Annotated in this window: 26 protein-coding genes and 1 riboswitch; of the genes, 10 read left to right on the top strand and 16 right to left on the bottom strand. The window is 49.2% G+C overall.

Features of this window, described 5'->3' with window-relative positions; all coding sequences use genetic code 11:
• The first annotated feature begins 87 nt into the window (after positions 1-87).
• The 6 genes from ACP26N_RS08525 (at position 88) to ACP26N_RS08500 (ending at position 6,390) form a co-directional block, all read left to right on the top strand.
• Positions 88-765, top strand: a complete 678-nt coding sequence (locus tag ACP26N_RS08525; protein WP_026828270.1) for a 50S ribosomal protein L25/general stress protein Ctc — start codon at positions 88-90, stop codon at positions 763-765.
• A 92-nt stretch (positions 766-857) separates the two neighbouring features.
• Positions 858-956, top strand: a riboswitch (TPP riboswitch).
• A gap of 105 nt (positions 957-1,061) precedes the next feature.
• A complete protein-coding gene (locus ACP26N_RS08520) occupies positions 1,062-1,637 on the top strand; it encodes an ECF transporter S component (protein ID WP_426353531.1) in 576 nt (191 codons plus the stop codon).
• Positions 1,634-3,193, top strand: a complete 1,560-nt coding sequence (locus ACP26N_RS08515) for an ABC transporter ATP-binding protein (protein ID WP_255508305.1) — start codon at positions 1,634-1,636, stop codon at positions 3,191-3,193. The genes ACP26N_RS08520 and ACP26N_RS08515 overlap by 4 nt, the downstream gene beginning before the upstream one ends.
• Positions 3,159-3,884, top strand: coding sequence for an energy-coupling factor transporter transmembrane component T family protein (locus tag ACP26N_RS08510; RefSeq protein WP_188004397.1), 726 nt, complete (start codon positions 3,159-3,161; stop codon positions 3,882-3,884). The genes ACP26N_RS08515 and ACP26N_RS08510 overlap by 35 nt, the downstream gene beginning before the upstream one ends.
• A 76-nt stretch (positions 3,885-3,960) precedes the next feature.
• Complete coding sequence (locus ACP26N_RS08505; RefSeq protein ID WP_426353530.1) at positions 3,961-5,001, top strand: FAD-dependent oxidoreductase; 1,041 nt, start codon at positions 3,961-3,963, stop codon at positions 4,999-5,001.
• Between the two features lie 198 nt (positions 5,002-5,199).
• Positions 5,200-6,390: a hypothetical protein gene (locus tag ACP26N_RS08500; RefSeq protein ID WP_426353528.1), complete on the top strand. Its 1,191-nt coding sequence runs from the start codon at positions 5,200-5,202 to the stop codon at positions 6,388-6,390.
• Positions 6,391-6,498: 108 nt separating this feature from the next.
• Here the strand turns inward: ACP26N_RS08500 and ACP26N_RS08495 are convergent, their stop codons facing one another.
• The gene (locus tag ACP26N_RS08495; protein WP_131503747.1) at positions 6,499-7,317 is read right to left on the bottom strand and encodes an alpha/beta fold hydrolase; all 819 of its coding nucleotides are present in this window, start codon (positions 7,315-7,317) and stop codon (positions 6,499-6,501) included.
• A 168-nt stretch (positions 7,318-7,485) separates the two neighbouring features.
• On the opposite strand from ACP26N_RS08495, the gene ACP26N_RS08490 reads away from it, so the two are divergent.
• Entirely contained in the window at positions 7,486-8,730 is a 1,245-nt protein-coding gene (locus tag ACP26N_RS08490) for a hypothetical protein (RefSeq protein WP_426353527.1), read from the top strand.
• Positions 8,731-8,732: 2 nt separating this feature from the next.
• The gene (locus ACP26N_RS08485; RefSeq protein WP_426353526.1) at positions 8,733-9,953 is read left to right on the top strand and encodes a hypothetical protein; all 1,221 of its coding nucleotides are present in this window, start codon (positions 8,733-8,735) and stop codon (positions 9,951-9,953) included.
• Between the two features lies 1 nt (position 9,954).
• Here ACP26N_RS08485 and ACP26N_RS08480 read toward each other — a convergent pair whose 3' ends face one another.
• The 7 genes from ACP26N_RS08480 to ACP26N_RS08450 all read right to left on the bottom strand — a co-directional run bounded on the left by ACP26N_RS08480 (position 9,955) and on the right by ACP26N_RS08450 (position 13,105).
• A complete protein-coding gene (locus ACP26N_RS08480) occupies positions 9,955-10,185 on the bottom strand; it encodes a hypothetical protein (protein ID WP_214854529.1) in 231 nt (76 codons plus the stop codon).
• 110 nt (positions 10,186-10,295) lie between these two features.
• On the bottom strand, positions 10,296-10,619 hold the full coding sequence (locus ACP26N_RS08475; RefSeq protein WP_426353525.1) for an antibiotic biosynthesis monooxygenase: 324 nt from the start codon (positions 10,617-10,619) through the stop codon (positions 10,296-10,298).
• 71 nt (positions 10,620-10,690) lie between these two features.
• A complete protein-coding gene (locus ACP26N_RS08470) occupies positions 10,691-11,299 on the bottom strand; it encodes a hypothetical protein (RefSeq protein ID WP_131503751.1) in 609 nt (202 codons plus the stop codon).
• Between the two features lie 66 nt (positions 11,300-11,365).
• The gene (locus ACP26N_RS08465; RefSeq protein ID WP_426353523.1) at positions 11,366-11,707 is read right to left on the bottom strand and encodes a nucleotidyltransferase; all 342 of its coding nucleotides are present in this window, start codon (positions 11,705-11,707) and stop codon (positions 11,366-11,368) included.
• A complete protein-coding gene (locus tag ACP26N_RS08460; protein ID WP_426353522.1) occupies positions 11,665-12,078 on the bottom strand; it encodes a nucleotidyltransferase domain-containing protein in 414 nt (137 codons plus the stop codon). Before ACP26N_RS08460 ends, ACP26N_RS08465 begins: the two co-directional genes overlap by 43 nt.
• Positions 12,071-12,553 (bottom strand): hypothetical protein, encoded by a 483-nt coding sequence (locus tag ACP26N_RS08455; protein WP_114595749.1) that lies wholly within the window; start codon positions 12,551-12,553, stop codon positions 12,071-12,073. Before ACP26N_RS08455 ends, ACP26N_RS08460 begins: the two co-directional genes overlap by 8 nt.
• Positions 12,554-12,700: 147 nt before the next feature.
• Positions 12,701-13,105 carry a hypothetical protein gene (locus tag ACP26N_RS08450; protein ID WP_426353520.1) on the bottom strand — a complete coding sequence of 135 codons (405 nt, stop codon included), beginning with the start codon at positions 13,103-13,105 and terminating at the stop codon, positions 12,701-12,703.
• 142 nt (positions 13,106-13,247) lie between these two features.
• Between ACP26N_RS08450 and ACP26N_RS08445 the strand changes: the two genes are divergently transcribed.
• Positions 13,248-13,631 carry a hypothetical protein gene (locus ACP26N_RS08445; protein ID WP_131503755.1) on the top strand — a complete coding sequence of 128 codons (384 nt, stop codon included), beginning with the start codon at positions 13,248-13,250 and terminating at the stop codon, positions 13,629-13,631.
• Here ACP26N_RS08445 and ACP26N_RS08440 read toward each other — a convergent pair.
• The 7 genes from ACP26N_RS08440 to ACP26N_RS08410 all read right to left on the bottom strand — a co-directional run bounded on the left by ACP26N_RS08440 (position 13,628) and on the right by ACP26N_RS08410 (position 19,272).
• The gene (locus ACP26N_RS08440) at positions 13,628-14,962 is read right to left on the bottom strand and encodes an MATE family efflux transporter (protein ID WP_426353519.1); all 1,335 of its coding nucleotides are present in this window, start codon (positions 14,960-14,962) and stop codon (positions 13,628-13,630) included. The genes ACP26N_RS08445 and ACP26N_RS08440 overlap by 4 nt on opposite strands.
• Positions 14,963-15,283: 321 nt before the next feature.
• Positions 15,284-16,192, bottom strand: a complete 909-nt coding sequence (locus ACP26N_RS08435; protein ID WP_426353518.1) for a methyl-accepting chemotaxis protein — start codon at positions 16,190-16,192, stop codon at positions 15,284-15,286.
• Between the two features lie 176 nt (positions 16,193-16,368).
• Entirely contained in the window at positions 16,369-17,127 is a 759-nt protein-coding gene (locus ACP26N_RS08430; RefSeq protein WP_426353516.1) for an SDR family oxidoreductase, read from the bottom strand.
• A 157-nt stretch (positions 17,128-17,284) separates the two neighbouring features.
• A complete protein-coding gene (locus tag ACP26N_RS08425; RefSeq protein ID WP_426353515.1) occupies positions 17,285-17,728 on the bottom strand; it encodes an Asp23/Gls24 family envelope stress response protein in 444 nt (147 codons plus the stop codon).
• A 47-nt stretch (positions 17,729-17,775) separates the two neighbouring features.
• Positions 17,776-17,982, bottom strand: a complete 207-nt coding sequence (locus ACP26N_RS08420) for a DUF2273 domain-containing protein (protein WP_114595755.1) — start codon at positions 17,980-17,982, stop codon at positions 17,776-17,778.
• 15 nt (positions 17,983-17,997) lie between these two features.
• A complete protein-coding gene (amaP, locus tag ACP26N_RS08415; RefSeq protein ID WP_012370438.1) occupies positions 17,998-18,540 on the bottom strand; it encodes an alkaline shock response membrane anchor protein AmaP in 543 nt (180 codons plus the stop codon).
• Positions 18,541-18,831: 291 nt separating this feature from the next.
• Complete coding sequence (locus ACP26N_RS08410) at positions 18,832-19,272, bottom strand: hypothetical protein (RefSeq protein WP_426353513.1); 441 nt, start codon at positions 19,270-19,272, stop codon at positions 18,832-18,834.
• 106 nt (positions 19,273-19,378) lie between these two features.
• Here ACP26N_RS08410 and ACP26N_RS08405 point away from each other — a divergent pair, with 106 nt between their 5' ends.
• Positions 19,379-20,107 (top strand): SDR family oxidoreductase, encoded by a 729-nt coding sequence (locus tag ACP26N_RS08405; RefSeq protein WP_131972653.1) that lies wholly within the window; start codon positions 19,379-19,381, stop codon positions 20,105-20,107.
• 37 nt (positions 20,108-20,144) lie between these two features.
• Here the strand turns inward: ACP26N_RS08405 and ACP26N_RS08400 are convergent, their stop codons facing one another.
• Positions 20,145-21,134, bottom strand: coding sequence for an LLM class flavin-dependent oxidoreductase (locus ACP26N_RS08400; protein ID WP_426353512.1), 990 nt, complete (start codon positions 21,132-21,134; stop codon positions 20,145-20,147).
• Positions 21,135-21,156 lie beyond the last annotated feature (22 nt).

Genomic DNA, 21,156 nt, shown 5'->3' with positions numbered 1-21,156 from the left:
GCGCATGAATTTCTGTTGGAACCTATTGTTCCACTCCTACATTCATTACCTTTTGAGGGCTATACCAAATTCAAGGGGGAAATGAACATGTCAGTAACATTAAAAGTAGAAGAACGCGAAGTACGCCCACGCTCACTTAGAAAGCAATTACGTCATGAAGGAAAAGCTCTTGGTGTCGTGTATGGCTACAAAGTGGAAAGCACACCGATTTCATTCGACGAAAAAGAATTGGTCAAGGTTGTCCGTGATCACGGCGAAAACGTCTTGGTTGCTCTTCAAATCGGCGGTAAAAAGGTCAACACGTTGATCAACAAGCTTGATATGGATATCTTTACACCAACCATCAAACACGTTGAATTCATCGCTGTTAAAATGGATGAAGAAACAGAAGTCGAGACGGATATCGTCCTTGTTGGCGAAGCAGCCGGCGCGAAACTTGGCGGATTCCTTTCACAAACACTCTTTAAAGTAACAGTTGCTGCAACACCAGATAAATTACCGGAACGGATCGAAGTCGACGTGACGGATCTTGCAATCGGAGATTCAATCACAGTAGCTGATCTTCCGGAAGAAAAAGATTTCCGTGTCGTCACAGAAGGTGACATCCAAGTTGCAGCGGTCGTTGAATCGACACTTGAAGCTGAACTTGAAGAAATCGAAGAAGCAGAAGCTGAGGCACAAGCAGCTGATGCGGATACAGCGACAGACGATTCAGAACAAACTTCTGAAGAGCAAGCTGAAGAAAACAAAGAAGATAAAGAGTAATCTTTTCTCTCCTCCCCTCGTGGGAGGTTTTTTTTATGCATATTGACAAGTCCGGTCGACAGCCGTACAGTGAAGAAGGTACACATCATTGACACATCCACTAGGGGAGCCATTTGGCTGAGACGATTCACTTCGGACCCTTTGAACCTGATCTAGTTCATACTAGCGTAGGAAAGTGGAGCGGAATCCTCGTGCTCTTTTTCTGCATCTTGCAGGTTACACGACCGCTCTCTTTTCATAGAGGGCGGTCTTTTTTGTGGTTTCTTTGTGGGTGTGCATTCAAAGGAGAAGTGATTATGAACAGTTGGAAAATGAAAGAAATCATCGTCATGATGATGCTCGCCGTCGCGTGTGGTGTCCTCTACTTAGGGTGGTCGACGTTATGGTTACCGATCTCGGCCATCTTCGGACCGGTCGGATCAAACTGGATGTTCGGCATCTGGGTCATCGCCAGTCCCCTTGTCGCCTACATCATTCAAAAACCAGGCGCGGCATTGATTGCGGAAGTCGTCGCCGCTGCCGTCGAATTGTTTACAGGGAGTCACTTCGGCTTATCGGCACTGTTGATTGGATTCGCACAGGGGATCGGGGCCGAGATTGCCTTTGCCGTGTTCGGATACCGGAAATTCAATACGTTTACCTTGATGTTGTCCGGTGTCTTCGCTGCCGTCGGAAGTATGGTCTACAGCCTCATCGTGAACGGATTTGCCTACTATACGACGACGACTCTCCTGTTGACGTTTTCCTTACAACTTGTCAGCGGTGCTCTGCTCGGCGGCTTACTCGCAAAAATCATCGTCGATGCGCTCGTTAAGGCAGGGACACTGAATGGGTATGCGATCGGACGACAACGAAAGCAGCGTGCCGCATGATGCAGTGCGAGCACCTGACAGTCCGCTATCCGGATCAGGATCACCCGGTCTTACAGGATTTGTCGGTTACGATTGATAAAGGAGAAACGACGTTGCTCGTCGGTCCAAGCGGCAGTGGAAAGACGACCTTTTTACATGTCCTCGCCGGTCTGTTGCCGGAGACGATTGAAGCCGATGTCAGCGGTCACTGGTTGACCGAGGGAACGGTCGGGATGTTATTCCAACAGCCGGACGATCAGTTTTGCATGCAGACGGTCGGTGCCGAAATGGCCTTTAGTCTGGAAAACCGAAGCATCTCCCGATTTGAAATGGATGAGCGGATTAAAGGTGTCTTGGCACGGGTCGGACTTGACCTCGCCTTGACGACGCCGATTGCCGAGCTGTCCGGCGGGATGAAACAACGGCTTGCTCTAGCCTGTGTATTGGCACTCGAACCGGACATCCTGTTGCTCGACGAACCGACGGCGCAACTTGATCCGCATGGTCAACGTTTGATGATGGAGCTGATTGAGGAATTGCACCACGATCCGAACGTGACGCTGGTGCTGATTGAACACCAACTGGAGCAGTGTGTGACGTTTGCGGACCGGGTGCTGGTCTTTCAAACCGGACGGATCCGTCTTGACGGACCGCCGCGGGATATTTTTTCAGAACGCCGGACCGTTTTGACTGAACTCGGGATTGCGACACCGCGCCTTTACCCGTATACATTCGAAACGATACCGGCCGAGGTCGCGGCAGAATGGGCACTCGATCGTCCCCCTGTCCGCGAACCCGTTTCAACCGAACCGACATTTGAACTTGTTGACGTGACCGTCCGGCACGGAAAGCAGACGGTTCTCCAGCGGATCTCGCTGACCGCCCACGCCGGAGAATGGATCATGCTTGTCGGACGCAATGGAGCCGGCAAAAGTACCCTGCTCGAAACGCTGGCCAAACTGTTACCGGCGCAAGGCGGAACGATTCAGTTGTTTCAGACAGCGTTGAAGAAATGGCGGGACCGGACATTTTACCGGCAGGTCGGCTTTGTGTTTCAGCAACCTGAGTTTCAGTTTCTCAAACAGACGGTTCTTGACGAACTGACGATCAGTTGTACCTCACCGTCGTCCGGTCAGATGGATGATGCCTTACAGTACTATCGCTTGGCGGACGTCGCGGGTCAGTCGCCGCTCGCACTCAGTCTTGGTCAAAAACGGCGTTTGAGCGTCGCGACAATGCTGCTTGAGCGAAAAGCTGTCTTGTTGCTGGACGAGCCGACTTTCGGACAGGATGCCGAGACGACGGCACAACTGATTGAAGTCTTGCGGCAAGCCCGTGCAGCCGGGACGACGCTCATCATGGTGACGCATGATATGGAGCTGGTGTACCAACAGGCAGACCGGGTGCTCGTTCTCGGTTCGGGAAACATTCAATTTGACGGTTCACCGGAGGAATTGTTTCAGGAAACCAAGATTTTACACGACAATCAGCTGATTCGTCCGGTGTCCTATCAGTATCAGCAACAAAAGGAGGGGATCCGTCATGCAGGAAAACCACTCATGGCTCGCTCAAATTAATCCTTCCGTCAAACTGGCGACCCTGGTCTATGTCATGCTGTTGCTGATTTCGACATCCCGTTTAGAAGTGACGTTTGCACTGCTCATCCTTTCCGCCGTCGGCGTATGTTGCTCCGGCTGGCAGCTGTCAACGCTTCTCATTCGTCTCGTCCCTTATGGTGTGTTGTTTCTGTTGACGTTTTGGATGATGGCCGCGTTCGGAAAAGGTGAAACGGAATTGTGGGCATTCGGCTGGTTCCGGATCACGGAAGAGAGTCTTGCACATGCCTGGTTGGTCGCGACGCGGATGCTCGCCTTCGTCCTGTTGAGTGTAACGTTCGTTGCAACAACGGACGCGACACGGTTCGTCATGAGTCTGATTCATCAATGTCGTCTGCCGGTTCGCCTGGCCTATGGATTTTTAGCCGGTCTCCGCTTCATTCCGATCTTTCGGCAGTCGATTCGAACGATCCGTCAAGCGCGTCGTGTCCGGCAACAACGGTCACTTTGGCCGTGGCAAACGTTTTTTGACATCAGTCTGCCGTTGTTTACGACCAGTATCCTCCGCTCGGAACAGATTGCGATTGCGATGGAAGCCCGTCAGTTTCGGGTCAATCGGACCTATTATGTCGAGCCGGTCGTAACACGAGGGGATCTTGCCTTTCTGTTGATGACCGTCACGCTCGCGACGTCACTTCGCCTGGTGGTTTGACAGCGGACGATTACGCGGCACTACTTGGGGGAATAAACAGGATAGATACAGTGAATCCAAAAAAGTGGGTGGAGTCGTGAAACGAATCCTGTTAGTCGGCGCAGGTCATGCGCATTTAGAATGTATCAAACAAGGGAGTCATTCGGATGTCGACTGGATTGTCATCACTCCCTCGCGTTATCAGTATTATTCCGGGATGTTCTCCGGACTGGCGGACGGAACCTATACACTCGACGAGATACGCATCGATGTCAAAGCGTTATGTGAACGATACGGTAAGACGTGGATGGAGGACCGGGTCGTGCGAATCGATGCTGCCAACAAACACGTTATCTTTCAGTCCGGACAGGTCGTGCCGTACGATATCGTGTCGTTTAATATCGGATCAAACGACTGGGAAGCAAGCACCCCGAACCACGTTACGATCAAACCGAACTATCGTATAGAACAAGCGTTAAAGACGTTCAGGAGTGCCGTCTCCCCTGTCATCGTCGGCAGTGGTGCGGCGGCCGTCGAGATGGCGGCGTCATTTCAGTCAAACGGTACACCGGTCACCCTGATTCATGAAGAACCGTTGCTCAGCGGTCATCCGGCCGGTCCGGAACTGGCCGCGCAACTCGATCAGTTGGGTGTCAACCGGATCATTGACCGGTTCGAAACGCTGGATGGTCAAACAGCAACGCTCCAATCCGGCCGCTTGCTCGAGACGGATGCCGTTTTGTTTTTAGGAGGGGCAACGGCGCATGAATTGTTTCAGGTATCCGGTCTGTATTGTGATGACCGCGGATTTTTACTGGTGCATGAGACGCTGCAGTCGCTCGAGGATCCGTCCATCTTTGCCGTTGGGGATTGTGCGACTCTGATCGCGTATCCGGATACACCGAAAAACGGTGTGACGGCGGTGCGTCAGGCACCGCTGTTGCTTCAGAATCTGATTCGATGCGTGAATGAAGAACCGTTACGGCCGTTTCGGCCGCAACGGCGTTATTTGACGCTTCTTGCGCTCGGTCATCGCCAGGCCACCCTGCTGTACGGACGATTTTACCGAACCAACCGGCTCAGCTGGTATTTCAAACAATCGATTGACCAGCGATTTATCAAGAAATATACGGTCTGAATCAACAGGCAGAAAGATGAGCCATTCATCTTTCTGCCTGTTTTATTTATAAATTACATTTTTTTAAAAAAAGAAGATTCTATTAAAAATATGGTAATATGATGGATAATTAATTAAGGAGGAATTATCATCAAAAATAGATTACTGACTCTCGCTATGCTATCCAGCATCGTGTTAACCGGCTGTGGGCAAGAACGATTGCTAGATCTCAAGCCGGTACCTTCCTACTGGTCTGCCCATTCATTTGCTTCCGACGAATACTCAGATCAGGAAGTCCCCGTTAAACAAAAGAAACAATTGTTGCGGACCTGTATGCAGAATAAAACGGTGTCCCTTCCGAAATCGTACCGGACGTTGCAGTCATTCGGTATATTTTTTACGTTGAATAATCTGGAAATAGCACCGTTTCCGACCGAAATCGTTTATTTGGCACACGGCAATCAGATGTACCTATCCTGTCGCTCGCCTAAGACACAGGAGTTGCGTGTCCATCCAATTAAAGCGTCGGACCATCCGTGGGTCCGCTTGATGGAGGATCCGGATCGGATTGCACTTCAAGCACCCGTCTCCATTCCACTGAAAGAAGAACAATTGGACCAGCATGTATCCGTCAATCAGGAAATGAGCGCAGACAATGAATTTGCTAAGGATTTGAAACCGTTCCATGCGTTTCAATTGCCGATTTCAGGACAACTGTTGTTCGTCATGACAGAATCGGGCAAAGAGCACATCATTCGAAACATTGCGATGTCGTCCCTTCATCAGCAAGGCGAGTTTTACCTGGTGAGCCGCCGTCATATTGACGGATCGACGTCCCGCTCGTTAACCTTTTCACGCGACGGGTGGGACCTCGCAGATCGGCAAATCATGACGGCATACAAATCGAATCGGATCAAAACGAAGCAACATTCCTTGCCAAAAACGTTACCGGTCAATCAAACCGTTCCCTTCGTGACCTTTCAATTCATAAAAAAAGAACGGGTAGTAGAAGAAAAGACGCTTTCCATTCGTTATCAGCCGGTCTACCGTCCGGTCAAGGAATACCAAATCGAAGATGAGCCGACGCGCGGAATCACGGCCTACTTCCATCCGACAATGAAATCGTTTGAAAAGGCGAAACTAAGTGAGATGGTCATCCTGCCAGATAAGCTGTCCCGGACGGTGGCCGAAGAGTTAAAGGCTGTGACGTTGGAAGAACCACAAGGAACGCGATCACCATTTTCGTACATGACGTTGCTTGAATACGGTAATACCCAGACCTTTCAGGTGTATCTGAAAAAACGTGCCAACAAGACAGATCTTTACTTGCAAGATCAACGGACGAAAAAAAGTACCAGATTATCAGGTGAGTTGGCACGGCAAGTCAGTCAAGAATTAGAAGAACAGTGATGCTAATCGGTTTCCTGCTCCACTAGTTATGATGTGAGACGCGCCTGCTTAAAAACCCCATCTGCTTCTCCCGAAGGAAAAGCAGATGGGGTTACGTGTCTTTTGCAGTTAGACCGCTTGGCTTGATTTGACGTATGAAACAAGTGTTTCCGTGAATTTCTCGCGTTCGTCGAGGAACATCCCGTGTCCGCTCTCTTCAAAGACTTCGAGGCGTGAACCCGTGATGTTTTCATGCATGACTTCGGCAAATTCGAATGGACAGACTTTGTCTTGTTTACCGTGCATGATGAGCGTATCGACCGAAATCTTCGGCAGACCGTCGCGTAAATCTTCGTCACGTAAGGCAATCGCCGATTGGATCGTTCCGTGGGAAGATGCCGCGACACTCAAGTTATGGAACCATTGCTGGAGCGGTTCCGGATGCTCCTTCGCAAAAAAGATTTCCCCGAATCCTTTCAGCATCGATGGACGGTCCTGTTTCGTATCTTCAATCAAGGCATCGACTTCCTCTTTCGTCATGCCGTACGGATAACCGTCGCGTTGCGTGAAGACCGGTGCGGCTGCTCCTGCTAAGATCAATTTCGAGACGTTGGATTCCCCGTGGTTTAAGAGGTATTTTAACGCGATTCCGCCGCCCATCGAGAAACCGAGCAACGTGACATTCGTTAATTCCAATTGCTGAATCACTTCGTTGATATCCGACGCCATCGTCGTATAGTCATATCCGGTAGCAGGCGCATCCGATTTCCCGTAGCCGCGGTAATCGACGCCGATATAGCGGTACCCTTCTTCGAGCAGGCGGTTTTTCTGATATTCAAACATGTTATTGTTGGCCGGCCATCCGTGTAACATAACGACCGGTTGTCCTGAACCGATATCTTCTACATAAATCTTTGTTCCATCGACTGCTTGAATAAATGTACCCATCTGTGAAAACCCCCGTTGTTTTTAGTTAGTCTAGCTTCCGTGCATAATTAAAAGATACCCGGTTGTAACAGAAAACTAACATCTTAATATTAAAAGGTTTTTAGTTTTGAATTTCATTGGAAGTAAAAGGGTATTATCATGGTAAAATATTGTTAAAAGAAGGAAGGGGTGATTACTATTAAAAAATCCGTACTCGCAATCAGTTTCACTGGCAGCCTGTTTCTGACAGGATGCGGGACAGAATCCTTATTACAGTTAGAACGTAATCCGAATTACTGGGAAGCAATCAATTTCTCGGATGATTTATTTGAACCGGTACCAAAACAACAGTCAGCCTACCTGTTACAAACATGCGAAAATACAAAAAAGACGGCTCCCCTGCCGAAGCAATACCGGACGCTTGGTGAATATGGACTTTACTTTAACTTACAACAAATCGGCACCTATACACCGCCGATTGAATTACAATACATCGCAACAGGAGATACGTATTACTTAACATGCCGTTCACCAAAAACATACCGGGTGACGGCACATCCGATTCAATTGAAAAACCACCCTTGGCTGAAACCAACTTCAGGCCAAGAACGTAAACCGATTACAGAACCGGCTTTAACCGTACGTACATATAACAAAGCAGCAAAACGGAAGGAAGAGGTTGTAGGAGTATCAAAAAACGTGCAACGTCTGTCCATCGAGTTTCCAGTGACAGGACAGATCGTGTTCTTGGAAAAAGAAAAAGACGGGAAACAGAAACCCCTTTTTGGCTTACCGGCATCGTTTTCCTATCCGGAAATTGAGCTGTCATTTGAAAAGACGACGGATGGGCTGCCGTCTATGACCTATACACTGATGATCAAGTCAGACCAGTACTTTAATCAAGAAGACATCATCAACAGGATGGGCAAACAATCCATTGATTTGACCTATCACCCGCTTCCTGACGTCTTACCGGTGAACAAGACGACTCCGTACGTGACCTTCCAATCAAAAGACACGGAAAAGCCGCTGAATAAGACGATTTCTCTGCGTTATGAGACAACAGTCAAAGACATTCGTCCCCGCGGCTTTAACGGGATTGGGAATGATAACAAGGAAATCCACGGATTTCTGCATCCGAACGATGCTGCACTCAAAGACGGAAACTTCCGGCAATTATCTCTGTTACCGGACAAACTGGCGAAGCGGATCTCAAATGATTTAAAGGAAGTGTCGCTAGAAAAACTTCAAGGAAAGCGGGCAGATATCCGGTATATGACGTTGATTCAAAATGGAAAAAGCCAATCGTTTGAAGTCTACTTAAAAGCACGTGCCAACAAAACGGATATTTATGTCAAAGATGCAAAAACGAAAAAAACAGCGAAACTGTCCGGTGAAGTCGCAACTGATCTCCTGACAGAACTGGAGGACTAAAGATGCGGAAAATAGTGCTGTTAGGAATGACGACCATCCTGTTGAACGGATGCAGTCCGGATGTAAAACCGATCCAGTACACCTACTTACCGGAAGTGTACGATACGTTGAATCTGACAGACTTCAAGAAAGATGATCCGAAGTTGGGTGTTCTCATTAAACAGGTGTGCGCGACGAAACCGGTTGCCGCACCGAAAGAGTATGCGATCGGCAAACAATATTTCGTGAATCTCGTCAGCCAGTTTCCGGAATCGATGGGCGAGCAGGCCGTCTATCTGAAAACAAAACAGGATCGTTTTTTGTATTGCCATGATTATGTGTCAAAACCGGGTTATCACAAGTTGACACGAAAGCAGGACCGCTTTTCATCGGAACATCTCGTCATGCCTGAAAATCAGGTGGAGTTTCAGAAGTTATCTTCCAACTTTGAAGAGAGTGTCCGCATCTCCGGCAGATCCCTGATGAAATCTGCGCGACAGCTGACGGTCCCGACGACCGGCTATCTCGTCGTCCGGGCAACAAATGAACAAACGAAGCAGACGGTCGTCACGAACATCATGGAACTGACACCGTTTGTCGGACCCGTCCCGCTCGTCCTCGAATCAAATATTCAGATTCAAGAACCGTACGAAGTCCAGTTGAACCTGATGGGACAAGCACGATATCGTGCGCCCATTCATTCTTCGAAGGAGCGAAGTACGATTCAGTTCAAGGAGGCACCGCATGCAGACGGTACTTACGGTACGGTCACGGTCAAAGAAAAAACCGGAAAGACTACCCGCTACAAGCTGAGCGTCAAGCACGAAAAACAACTTCCGCCTAATCTTGACGTGCCGCCGGACGAACTGTACGATGCGGACTATTCTTTACCGCGCTTCGCCCTCTTTCATGACCGGTCGCTCGGAAAAATGAAATTTGTGAACAACGATTTAGATATGGCGGAGCCGCTTTCACCCGATGCCTACATCGAGACGTCACTCGAAGAGTCAAAACAGTTGGTCCGGCTGATCGAGGACAGTGAAGAGGCGGAGCCAAAAGGACGATTGGCCGAGCGGCAGTATTTGACGTTACTGAATAAAGGGAAAGCGCAACAGTTTAAAATTTATCTCGACCAGCGAATCAAAAAAACCGATGTTTATCTCGAAGATGTCCACCGGAAGGTCGGTTTTAAGCTTTCCGCTGCCGGACGCGACGTGTTTCTTGATACGTATCACATCAAATGACTTAAAATACCAGATGTTCGACAGCGAAGATGACACAGCAAAACAAGATGAAGGCGATCCCTTCGTGTAACCACTCCTCGCGGGTCAACTGTTCCCGTAAAAAAGAGGAACAGGCAATCAGCAGTGCAAAAAAGTACAGGTAGACAAAACCGCCGGACAGGAAAAAACCGATGATGAAAATCATGCCGAACAAGACCGTTAAACCTGAAACGATGCCTTTCCGTGTCGTCATCTTCCGTCACCTCTCGAGATTCAGTTTTAATCCTTTTACCCGCTTTCCGGTTTATCCATTCCAGGCGAAAAAACCGTCTCTTCCCCACTCGCGGGAAAAGACGGTTTTGTTTAGGCATGCGTATGATCGGCGACGACGGCATATTCTGTCACGGCGTTTGACAGGACAAGCGGTTTGACTTCCGATGTCCCCTCGTCCCGTTTCTTATGGACGCCTTTATAGGCTTGGCTTTCCTGCCAGGTATGGAAATGCGTTTGTTTTTCCCACGTCGTCATGATCGTGACGATATCATGCTCGTCCTGACTGAGATCGACTAAGACCTGCATCCGGATAAATCCTTCCATCTGCTCGATGCCTTTAGTCGTTTGAAAACGTGCCGCGACTTGATCGGCTTTCCCGTTTTGCACACGTAATTGATTCATTACAATCCACATACTAAATCCCCCTCTTGTTGAACTATATTCAGTATACCGAACAACTAAATCTTCTTCCTACTGAGAGGTCTTCAATCGAGCGTATTCGACAAACGGCGTAACTGTTCGTCGCCTTGCCGGTCGACCGCATGAATATCAAAAAAGAGCGAACGGGGAAAAGCTTTCGGTAAGGCCTGAATCGTATGGAAGCTATCCTTTTGTCCGACATCGAGCGTCCGTTTGATATCAGTTAGCGGTACGGTTCGCTCGTGTGTCCCGACGGACGTGACTTTATACGGATCAAACATTAACGTATCCAGTTTCTGCGACGGGTTTTCCCCGTATACGACCAGGAAACGATGTTGATCGACTTCCAGTAACCGTCCTTCGAACCAGTCGGATGACTGCGACGTTTGGCGGAGCAACTTCACGAGCTGATAGGACGCATCCGTTTGTTTCAGCAGGATCAGATACTGCCTCGTCGGTGTTTTGACGAATGCGACTAAATGCCGGTCTCCGAGCGGTTCAATCCAGTAGACCTGTTTCGTCGAAAATCGCACTTCCGGCTGCTGTTGACGGACGGTCTCGACAATCCGTTTCGGTGTCACATCTTGAGGAGCAGCCTCTTTCGTCTGGAAATAAAACAGACTCCCGCCGAGACCGAGCAGGAAAAATAACAATACGAACATCCGGTGTTTCATGACAGCGCCACATCACGAAGCGGATGACAGTCCGGCATGGATCGTTTCATGATGCTCGCCCCCCTTTCATTTTCCGATTGAAAAGCCGTCAAAATAACGACCGCCGCTTTCGGCAAGCCACTGTTCCAGCAAACCGATGACAGCTTGTTTTTCATCCGACCGGAAATAGGCTTCAAAGGCCTCGACCAATCGTCCGGCCTCGACCGGATGGATGGTCTCGAGACTGCGGATCAGCCACTTCCCCTGTCCTGTCCAGTGACCCGACGTCCGTAAGCGGAAATCCGTCGCCTGCTCGAGCAACCGGGCTGCGATTCCAAGTCCTTCCGACCGCTCCGTCACACCGATGAAATCGTCGAGCAAATCGGTCAGAAAGTAACGCGCACGGTCCGTTTCGACAGGCGACAGCACGGTGGACCGGCGAGCAGCTCTGATTCCGCCTGTGCTTTCAAAGGTCTGAGCAGATCATGATCGAGCAGGACGAATCCTTCTGCGACCATCCGTTGCATCGACGGACGTCCGCGTTCCCGGTCCTGCCGGAAAAAATCCCGGATGGTCGTACTCGAATGAATAAATGCTTCGACCGGATATTCATCGAAGGTGAACGATTCCCAGTAAGAAGCCGGGACGGATTCCCGAAATATGATCAGATCGAGGTCAGATGTCGCGGTTGCCTGTCCCCGGACAAAACTTCCGGCAAGTAACGCAGCGTCACAATCCGGATAACGGCTCTCGACGATTAAACGGGCAGTTTGCTTGGCATACGTCAGCAAATCACTCATGTGTCTGGTTCTGTAACATCGTATTATCGGAAGCAAAAACAGCCAGTTCATCGCCCGGTACAGCGACGATTGAGACAAGACCTTTATCCGGTAATGTCATATCGATGGCCCAGGATTCGTAATAAGTATCCGATCCGTTGATGACCAGAGTTTTCCCCGAACTGAACGTAATGAACAGATGTGGAGCGGCTTTTCCGATCCGGACGGCAATGATTCGTTCTGTATGTAACGTCACGATCAGGTGAAGCATCTCTTCTTTCGGCATATGGCGGACGACCCAGTCCTTCGACGATTCGACATCCCCGTAATACAAACGGTCCGTCTCGATCCGGATTGTGATATCCGGAATCGTGGCGTCGTAGAGATTGATCAGTTCGATGCTGATGAAGCCTGTCAGGTGAATCGTCGAAATTTGAGTTCCGGTCAAATAAGTAGACACGAGCTTTCGGGCGATTTGATGATCTTCTTTATTCATAATTCCACCTCTTCACAAAATAGTTGACGATGATGTCAATCGTGTTGTCATTTTTCTTTCTTATAAATTTACCACATATTAGCAGAGGACGGGAGAACGAACAAAAAAACAGATGACCGTCCGGTGAACGTCATCTGTCTTAAAAGATCAACTCGCTTTTTTCAGGATGTTCAGCAACCATTTCTGCAAGTCTTTGCCGCCTTCATAAAACGAACAGTCGCGGAGTTCGATTGTGTGTCCGCCTGCTTGGATCAATTCGTTGAACGTGTTTCCGAGATCGCGGTTTTCCCACTGGCGTTCATCGTTTAAATACTTGAAACCGAAGTTGCATTCGACGTTAAAGATAATATGGAACGGTTCCTTGAACGATTGGACGGCGCGGATCATTTCAACTAAAATCATCCGTTTTGGTGTTGATTTTTTAAATGTATCGATGACCGTCGTCCGGCGTCCATGGAATTCGACGACACGGACCGCACGTCCTTCATCGGCATTGAAATCATAACTCGTCCGGATGGAGACGATGATTTCACGTTGATCAGCTTGTTGCATATTCTACCACTGCCTTTCTCTCGCTTGAGTATACATCACCTGCGCCATGTCTTGAAGGGTTATTTCACAATCCGCCCTGAGAACGATTGAAACCTCCCATTATTTGTCTTATAATGAAAAATATGCTGAAAGGAGCTTGATTGTGAAACCGTTATTTTCCATTATCTTAACTGTTTGCTTACTTTTTACAGGGTGTTACTGTACGCTCGACGAGCAGACGGACGGCCCCCACTTCAAGTCTCGTGCGCGGACGATTTCGAAGTATCACACGTTTGATATCGAATTTTCGAAAGGACTGCGTCCGGATCAAGTCTCGGACCGTACGGTTACGATCACGGACTCGACCGGCGAACGGATGCAGACGGAGCTTGAAGTCATTGACGGCAAGGAGCTCCGGATCAAGCCGCCCCGCTCGGGTTATCAAAAGGGACGCCGTTACATCATACATATCCGGGATTCGATTGATGCACGAAAACAAGTTAAAAGTAACACGATAAAAGAACGGACCTTCACTGTTGATCGTTAAACAGGAAGATCCGTTTTTTCGTTATGTGTTTCAAACACAGACGATCTCCGGCGCTCCGCCAAATGCAGGGAGACGGATCGCATCAGACCGAAACCGATGAACGCCAGCCACACGCCGTGGTTGCCGATCCAGTAGACCGACAGCAGCAGCAGTGCAAAGACGAGAAAAGCCTGAATCATCGAGTTCCGGACCGGTTTTGCCTGAGCCAGACCGGAAAAAACGCCTTCATAGAGCATCGCAAAGCCACCGGTTAACGGAAAGATGAGAATCCAGCCATAATACAGACGGGCAAAATCAAGCAGGTCCGGATCCGTGGAGAATGACCGCAATAACGGGTACTGAAAAATAACTAGCAGAATCATCATCAAAAGAATGGAAGCGAGACCAAACTTTCGGGTTAACCGGACACTTTGACGGTAACCGGCTTCATCGTGGCGTCCGCGCGACCGTCCGACGAGAATCGTCGAAGCACTGCCGAGTCCCCCGAACCAATAGGCAATCAAATACTGGATTTGCAGCAAAATGGCGTTGGCTGCGAGAACATCAGGTCCAAAAATTGCTCCTGTCCGGGTAAACCAGCCGGTCACGATCAAAAGAAAGATCGTCCGGACGAACAGATCGGCGTTGACCGTAAAAAATTGCCGGTACGCCTGGACATGGAACAAAAGGCCGCGGTAGTCCGGTTTCCAGGCTAACTGCCGGAACATAAACAGGAATCCGAAAGCGACGATACTGATTTCAGAGACAAGCGTCGCGACCGCGACGCCGGCGACACCGTATCCCAGTCCGAGGACGAAGACGATATCCAGCACTATATTGATGACGTTACTGAATACTTGAATCAACAAGGCGCGTTTCACCTGTCCCTGGCCGATCAGCCAGCCGAGGACGGCGTAACCGATCAGGACGAACGGTGCACCGTACATCCGGTAATGGATGTATGTCGTGACATCCGGCAACAAGGTTCTGGGTGCTGCCAGTAAGTAAAGACCACCTTCCGTCAACGGAACACGAAATAGCATCAGTGCGAGACCAATCAGCAAACCGAGCAACACAGGACGGTATAAAGCGAAATGCAAAGCCGTTTCGTCATGATGGACACTGGCTTGCGCACTGAAACCGGTCGTGCTGACTTTTAGAAATCCAAACAGCCAGTAAATCGTATTAAAGAACACAGCAGCAATCGCAATCGCCCCGATGGCGACTGCATCGCCGGTTTGTCCGATGACGATTGTATCGGTGACACCGAGTAACGGCGTCAATATACTCGACAAGATCAACGGATAGGCAAGCAGTCCATACTGGCGCGCTGTAACAGGCGGCGTCACCATGTCTGTGCCTCGATCAGATGCCTCCGATGGAACGGATTCATTGAGATAAATCGATTTCGAATCGTTTGTAAGCACGCTATCGCTTTAGGCGAGAACGGATTCTTTCTGAAGAGATGACTGGTTGTCAGTACCGGCATCATCAATCCTCCTTTTCTGAGTAGACGATGTTACTTCGTGCTTCGCGATATAAAGCATTGGCTTATTATAAGGTATTTTTGACTATTTGACTCAAAAAGACCTCCTTTCATATGATTCTTGTCAGAGTCATACAAAAGAAGATCTGTTCATTTGCAGGATTAAAATATGAGTTTATGGGTCATTTCATAAGACACGGACAAATTCTTTAGCCTGTTGTTCCAACTGTTTGGCGGAATCCGCCAAGAGATCAAATTCACGAACGGTTTGTTCGAGTTGGCCGCTGCTCGTTTTGAATTTCGAAGAGATCTGCTCGATGCTGGTTGAGACCGTTTCGATCCGCTGGACGATCCCTTCGATGTTATCTTTGATTTCACCGATCGATAAGGAGACTTTATTGGACAGATTGCGGACTTCTGTTGCGACGACGTTAAACCCGCGACCGTGTTCTCCGGCACGTGCCGCTTCGATCGCTGCGTTCAGGGCCAGCAGATTCGTTTGGGCGGCGATGTCACGGATTGTCTTGACGATAGTCGTGATTGAATCAGTCTGCGCCTGGAGTTGAACGAGATTGGCCAGATTGGCTGTCGATTCAGCTTCGACTTGTTGTACGGTCGCGAGCACGTTCAATCCGTCTTGGCGTCCGCTTTCTGACTTAACCGTTAAAAAGGCCGAGGTTTCGTTTAATGACTTTGCCATACGGAGGACATCCTGCTGCCGAACTGTGATGTCGGTTGCGATTTTCGACACGCCGACGACACGGCGTCCATCTTCCGAAAAAATCGGCATATAGGTCGCTTCGAGCCATTTCTGTTGTCCGTCAGCCGCCCGCCGCTCGATTTTGTCCTGATAGGTGATGCCTTGCATCAGCTTGCGCCAAAATAATTCATAGGCTGGACTGTCCGCGAATCCGGAAAAACAAAGATCACGGTGGTACCGCCCAATCAACTCCTCTACCTCATAGCCCATCGTCCGGGCAAACAACTCATTAACATAAGCCACCTTACGTCGGTCATCAAATCGGATAATCGCCAGATTCTGTTCAATTGCCCGGATGACCTGGGTATCCGTCACGCGTGTCGTCTGTTCTTGCATCAATCAACCCGCCCTTTCCCGTCTGCTGAATCATCAATTTGGTACACTATCTTATTATCCTTACTATCGACTAATTCCTTCCAAATTGAATACGATTTCGTAAACTAATTATTGTGCTAAGTAATCATTTAATCTAAAAAAAGTCCCCTTTGATCCGGGAACCTTTGAAAATATCTTTAATAGGCACTCCATCCGCCGTCAGCGACGACAATGGCTCCGTTTACGAAACTGCTGTCTTCGGAGACAAGGAACAAAGCAAGCTTTGCGATTTCTTCCGGACTCGCCGTCCGGGGATTCAAGCCCATCCCGAGCATCGTCCGACCCATTCCGAATTCATTGATGTTCGTCATCGACTGTCCGATGTTCGTCTCGACCGCGCCGGGGGCAATTCCGTTGCAACGGATGCCTTCCTTGGCGTACAGATAGGCGGTGTTTTTCGTCAAGCCGACGACGGCGTGTTTCGAGGCGGTATAGGCGGCTCCGGCCCGCGCACCGTTCAATCCGCCGATCGAAATGTTGTTGAGAATAACACCGTGACCTTGTTTCTGAAATAACGGAACGACAAGCCGCATCGCATGCATGACGGCTGTCGTGTTAATGGAGAAAACGCGTTCCCAGCGTTCATCCGAGATATCGGCGACACCTTCCATCCCGTCCATGATGCCGGCATTGTTGACCAGCACATCGAGTTTACCGTATGCCGTAATGGTTTGATCGATCAACTGCTGAACGGCTGTCTCCTCTGCTACATTCGTTTCCACCGCGAGTGCGGTTCCACCGTTTTCGGTGATTGTCTGCACGACTTGCTTCGCTGCGTCCCCGTGAATATCCGAAACAACGACATGTGCCCCCTCCGCTGCAAATACCTCTGCCATCGCCTTACCCATTCCGGAAGCCGCTCCGGTGACGATGATGACTTTTCCGTCTAAACGCATGATTTCTCATCCTTTCTGATTGGATTGAAGTCTTCCTTTGTCTTTTCCCGTTTTTCATCCGGACAGTCACTTTGATTGATGGCAAATCGGTAAACGATTTTTTGAAAAATATAAAAAAACCGGGAACTCTCACAGCGAGAATTCCCGGTCGATTTGATTATTTTAATTCGCGGCTTGTTTTTTCTTCCGCCGCTTCATTGTTTTTGCTTTTCGCCTCGAATTCGGCCCGTGTCATGACATCTTCGACATGCATGTTGACTTCGACGACTTCAAGTCCTGTCATATCGCCGATCGCTTTTTTGATTTTGGCGACCGTTTCCTGGAAGATGGACGGAATGTTTTTGCCGTATTCGACGATGACGCGAAGATCGAGCGCCACCTGGCGTTCACCGACTTCTGCGCCGACACCTTTTGTGATGTCTTCCGTGCTGCGGAGGCGATCCGTCAAACCGCTCATGAATCCACCGCTCATCGATAAAATGCCTTGTACTTCATTTGAGGCAATCCCGGCGATTTTTTTAATGACCTGATCTTCGAACGTTAATTTGTTTGAACGTACCTCTTCCGTTTGTCCAGCCGTGTTTAATGATTCGTTTGCCATTTGAAATCTCTCCTTTTGAATAAAGTGTAGGTTATTTTATATATGAATCAGTCCCGGTTAAAGAACTGAATCCATCCTTCAATATCAAGTGCTCCGTCCCGCCACTTTCCGATCAAAAAGCCGATCGCGGTGAAGACGAGCAGTAACATCGTAGGTCCGAAACCGATTGTCAGGAACAGAACCGCGATCACGAGTCCAACGAGACCGCCGATTAACCGGAACCGGTACGGATACAACTGTTCTTTCGTACTCATGTTCAATTCCTCCCTTTAAACGACTCGTTCCGACGTTTTTGTTTTTGTATCACTGATTTTGACTTTCGTGCTCGTTACCGGTAACTCCAGCAACGATTCGACGGCATGTTTCGCCCGTTCTTGAATATCCTTGCCGATCGTCGGCAACCCTTCCTGCCCGAAAACCGAACAGTCAACGGTCAAAGCGACTGTTTCTTTTTTCGAATGGATATCCGCATGGACACTTGGTGTCCGGACACCATTGATTCCACGAATCGACTCAAGTGCCGTCCGTTCGATGGTTTCTTTCGAAATCGTGATGTTACCGTCTCCTGTCCGGATCAACAACCGTTGACCTTTCGAGCGGCTGAGTAACCCGGTGAATAAGAGAATAACGAATACGAAAGCTAAAAACCCACCAATCGAGAGCACTGTGTAGCTGTACCATTGTTGATCCTGCCATTGTTCAAGTAACGGGCTGAGTCGTGGAACATCGTAGACGCCGAGAACCAGTAAGCCAACGCTCACTAACCCAAGCAGACCGATGAGAACGAGTAAGAAACGATTGAACCCATTCATCTTCATCTCTCCTTTTACATAACGTTGTAAGATTCTTTCACATAAGACTTTCACTAGCTGAAATATTATGTGTATGGTGTGTTTATTCCCGTTCACTAGACCTTAAAACATTCAAATGCACTTTTTAATTAATGTTCTATTATTCTGATAATTTAGCTTTTAGTAAGTGGAATCCAGTGTTCTATTTACTATATTTAATAAAAAAAGTCCCTTTCACCAAAAAAAGATGAAGGAACTTTCGTTTTCGAACAGTTTTTTACTATTTACCACATTGATAGAGCTCTGTCAACATCATTTTACTTGAACAGAAAATGCGACGTTTCCATCGCCTTTCTTCCACCAGGCCGAGACGTGATAGATATACAGACCTTTTTCGGTAGGTACGGTTAAGTCTTCATTCTTCAGCTGAACGGTTTTCGTCCTTCCATCCTTTAACCATTGTTCCGTCTGAATCCGTTCCGGCGCGGGACCGTCGTTAAAGGCGACCTCAATCTTCTGACCGGGTTTGACGACGGTTGGTGTCTGGTCGGCTGTCATGTTAAGCGGGGTCGTATCACTAAGGTCGATACATTTTCTGTTCAACAGGCTGTGCCAGCAAGATGATCCGCTTGTCACACCGATGTCTGTTCCGTTGACGGAAACATCCGGTTCCGGCGGTGACCCGCGAAACGGTTCCACGTATAAAACCAATCCGACTGCTACTATAAGAACGAGCCAAAATCCTTTTCGCATCGTATTCATCCTTTCGGTCTTCGAACTGTCTGTCCGAGGTTTGCTGATGTTTAAAAGAGGTTAATACTTCTAAGTTGAGTTAAAAAATATGCAGGAGGTTTTCTAAATGATCGAAAACAAAGTCGTCATCATTACAGGAGCATCAAGTGGCATCGGGGAAGCTACTGCTAAGTTACTCGCTAAACAAGGTGCGCAACTGGTCCTCGCAGCACGCCGGGAAGATCGTTTGAAAACTTTGCAACAGGAAATCGAACAACTCGGCGGTAAAGCCGTCTATCAGGTGACGGACGTCACGGACGCGTCGCAAGTCGATGCACTCGCGAAACTTGCACAAGATACGTTCGGTTCGGTCGACGTACTCGTCAACAATGCGGGCTTGATGCCGCTTTCGAAACTGAACAAAAACAAACAGGATGAGTGGAACACGATGGTTGATGTCAACATCAAAGGTGTCCTCTACGGCATCGGTGCGGTTCTGCCTTATATGCGCGAGCAGAAACGAGGACATATCATCAACATCTCGTCTGTCGCAGGACACGACGTCATGCCGTCGAGTGCCGTTTACAGCGGGACGAAATTTGCCGTCCGTGCGATTACGGAAGGTTTGCGAAAAGAAGAGTCGGTCGAAAACAATATCCGCGCGACGATCATTTCACCGGGAGCAGTTGACACCGAGCTGAAAGATCACATCACGGACGAAGAAATCAAACAAGGCATCGGCGACTTAAAAGCGATGGACGCTGACGCCATTGCCCGTGCGATTGCTTATGCCGTCAATGAACCGGACGATGTGGCGGTCAATGAAATCCTGATCCGTCCGACTGCCCAACAATAAGTCAAAACGAACACCGCCTGTACGCAGGCGGTGTTTTTTAATGGAGCAATCGTTCGGCAATCAACTGATAGGACCGGAGCCGCTTGTCCTGATCAAACGCATTATTGATCAATAGAAACTGATCGGTCTGGTAACGGTCGGACAACGCCTGCAGTGCCTCGGCGACTTCGTCTGGTGTCCCGACAATTGTCCGCCGGCGGTCGTGCTGGATTCGTTGTTGTTGCTCGGCATTCCACGACTTATTTTCTGTGGTCGCAAACGACGGCACGATCGAATGGCCAAGCCGGATCCCTTGAATCCAGGCGTCTTGCGTCCGTGCCAAGGCTTCTGCTTCTCCCATCGTTTCGGCACAGATGACGAAAACACAGACGATGACGTTCGGTGTTCGTCCGTCGACCGGAACGAATGCGTCGCGGTACGTCTGCAGCGTTTCTTGCCACTTGTCGGGATTGATGAAATGACCAAACACGAGTCCGTGTCCCCGCTCAGCGGCGAGTATCGCACTGCGCGGCGACAGTCCGAGCACGGATAACGGGATCCGTTCCTTTATACGCGGTGTCGTCTTGACGATCCGGTACGGATGACGCGACGACAAGGAATCTGTCAAAAAACCTTCAACCTCGTCGAGTATCCGCGGAAATTCAGCAGCCGCATTCTCGGCGCCGTCTGTCAATGCACGCCGGGTCCGTTCACTGCCGCCCGGCGAATTGCCGATTCCAAGTTCAATCCGGTTCGGATAAAACGCAGCCAGTGTCGAAAACGTCTCGGCGATTTTTAATGGACGGTACTGAGGTAATAACACCCCGCCGGACCCGAGTTTGATCCGGGAAGTCACATCTCCCATCCGGGCAATGAACAATTCCGGTGCCGCACTGAGCAACCCGTTCGTATTGTGATGTTCAGCAAACCAGTACCGGTCATACCCAAGGCGTTCCGCCTCGACGACCAGTCGTTTTGTCGCCTCCATCGTCTGTTCGATCGTATCCCCCTCGTGACGCGGGACCTGATCCAAGATTCCTAAGCGCATACGCTCGCCTCCTCTACACATT

It is taken from the genome of Exiguobacterium sp. R-39, assembly GCF_049942815.1.
GTDB lineage: Bacteria > Bacillota > Bacilli > Exiguobacteriales > Exiguobacteriaceae > Exiguobacterium_A.
The sequence above is the reverse complement of the archived record's forward strand: the minus strand, read 5'-3'. Positions and strand labels throughout refer to the sequence as shown.

What these genes read in the sequence shown, in the direction of transcription:
- ACP26N_RS08435 (WP_426353518.1), bottom strand. Translation starts at nt 16,192, where the DNA reads ATGCAAGAACAGACGACACGCGTGACGGATACCCAGGTCATCCGGGCA.
- ACP26N_RS08425 (WP_426353515.1), bottom strand. Translation starts at nt 17,728, where the DNA reads ATGGCAAACGAATCATTAAACACGGCTGGACAAACGGAAGAGGTACGT.
- ACP26N_RS08485 (WP_426353526.1), top strand. Translation starts at nt 8,733, where the DNA reads ATGCGGAAAATAGTGCTGTTAGGAATGACGACCATCCTGTTGAACGGA.
- ACP26N_RS08460 (WP_426353522.1), bottom strand. Translation starts at nt 12,078, where the DNA reads ATGAGTGATTTGCTGACGTATGCCAAGCAAACTGCCCGTTTAATCGTC.
- ACP26N_RS08440 (WP_426353519.1), bottom strand. Translation starts at nt 14,962, where the DNA reads ATGGTGACGCCGCCTGTTACAGCGCGCCAGTATGGACTGCTTGCCTAT.
- ACP26N_RS08480 (WP_214854529.1), bottom strand. Translation starts at nt 10,185, where the DNA reads ATGACGACACGGAAAGGCATCGTTTCAGGTTTAACGGTCTTGTTCGGC.
- ACP26N_RS08420 (WP_114595755.1), bottom strand. Translation starts at nt 17,982, where the DNA reads ATGAGTACGAAAGAACAGTTGTATCCGTACCGGTTCCGGTTAATCGGC.
- ACP26N_RS08510 (WP_188004397.1), top strand. Translation starts at nt 3,159, where the DNA reads ATGCAGGAAAACCACTCATGGCTCGCTCAAATTAATCCTTCCGTCAAA.
- ACP26N_RS08400 (WP_426353512.1), bottom strand. Translation starts at nt 21,134, where the DNA reads ATGCGCTTAGGAATCTTGGATCAGGTCCCGCGTCACGAGGGGGATACG.
- amaP (WP_012370438.1), bottom strand. Translation starts at nt 18,540, where the DNA reads ATGAATGGGTTCAATCGTTTCTTACTCGTTCTCATCGGTCTGCTTGGG.
- ACP26N_RS08470 (WP_131503751.1), bottom strand. Translation starts at nt 11,299, where the DNA reads ATGAAACACCGGATGTTCGTATTGTTATTTTTCCTGCTCGGTCTCGGC.
- ACP26N_RS08495 (WP_131503747.1), bottom strand. Translation starts at nt 7,317, where the DNA reads ATGGGTACATTTATTCAAGCAGTCGATGGAACAAAGATTTATGTAGAA.
- ACP26N_RS08455 (WP_114595749.1), bottom strand. Translation starts at nt 12,553, where the DNA reads ATGAATAAAGAAGATCATCAAATCGCCCGAAAGCTCGTGTCTACTTAT.
- ACP26N_RS08410 (WP_426353513.1), bottom strand. Translation starts at nt 19,272, where the DNA reads ATGCGAAAAGGATTTTGGCTCGTTCTTATAGTAGCAGTCGGATTGGTT.
- ACP26N_RS08515 (WP_255508305.1), top strand. Translation starts at nt 1,634, where the DNA reads ATGATGCAGTGCGAGCACCTGACAGTCCGCTATCCGGATCAGGATCAC.
- ACP26N_RS08405 (WP_131972653.1), top strand. Translation starts at nt 19,379, where the DNA reads ATGATCGAAAACAAAGTCGTCATCATTACAGGAGCATCAAGTGGCATC.
- ACP26N_RS08450 (WP_426353520.1), bottom strand. Translation starts at nt 13,105, where the DNA reads ATGCAACAAGCTGATCAACGTGAAATCATCGTCTCCATCCGGACGAGT.
- ACP26N_RS08430 (WP_426353516.1), bottom strand. Translation starts at nt 17,127, where the DNA reads ATGCGTTTAGACGGAAAAGTCATCATCGTCACCGGAGCGGCTTCCGGA.
- ACP26N_RS08520 (WP_426353531.1), top strand. Translation starts at nt 1,062, where the DNA reads ATGAACAGTTGGAAAATGAAAGAAATCATCGTCATGATGATGCTCGCC.
- ACP26N_RS08475 (WP_426353525.1), bottom strand. Translation starts at nt 10,619, where the DNA reads ATGTGGATTGTAATGAATCAATTACGTGTGCAAAACGGGAAAGCCGAT.
- ACP26N_RS08525 (WP_026828270.1), top strand. Translation starts at nt 88, where the DNA reads ATGTCAGTAACATTAAAAGTAGAAGAACGCGAAGTACGCCCACGCTCA.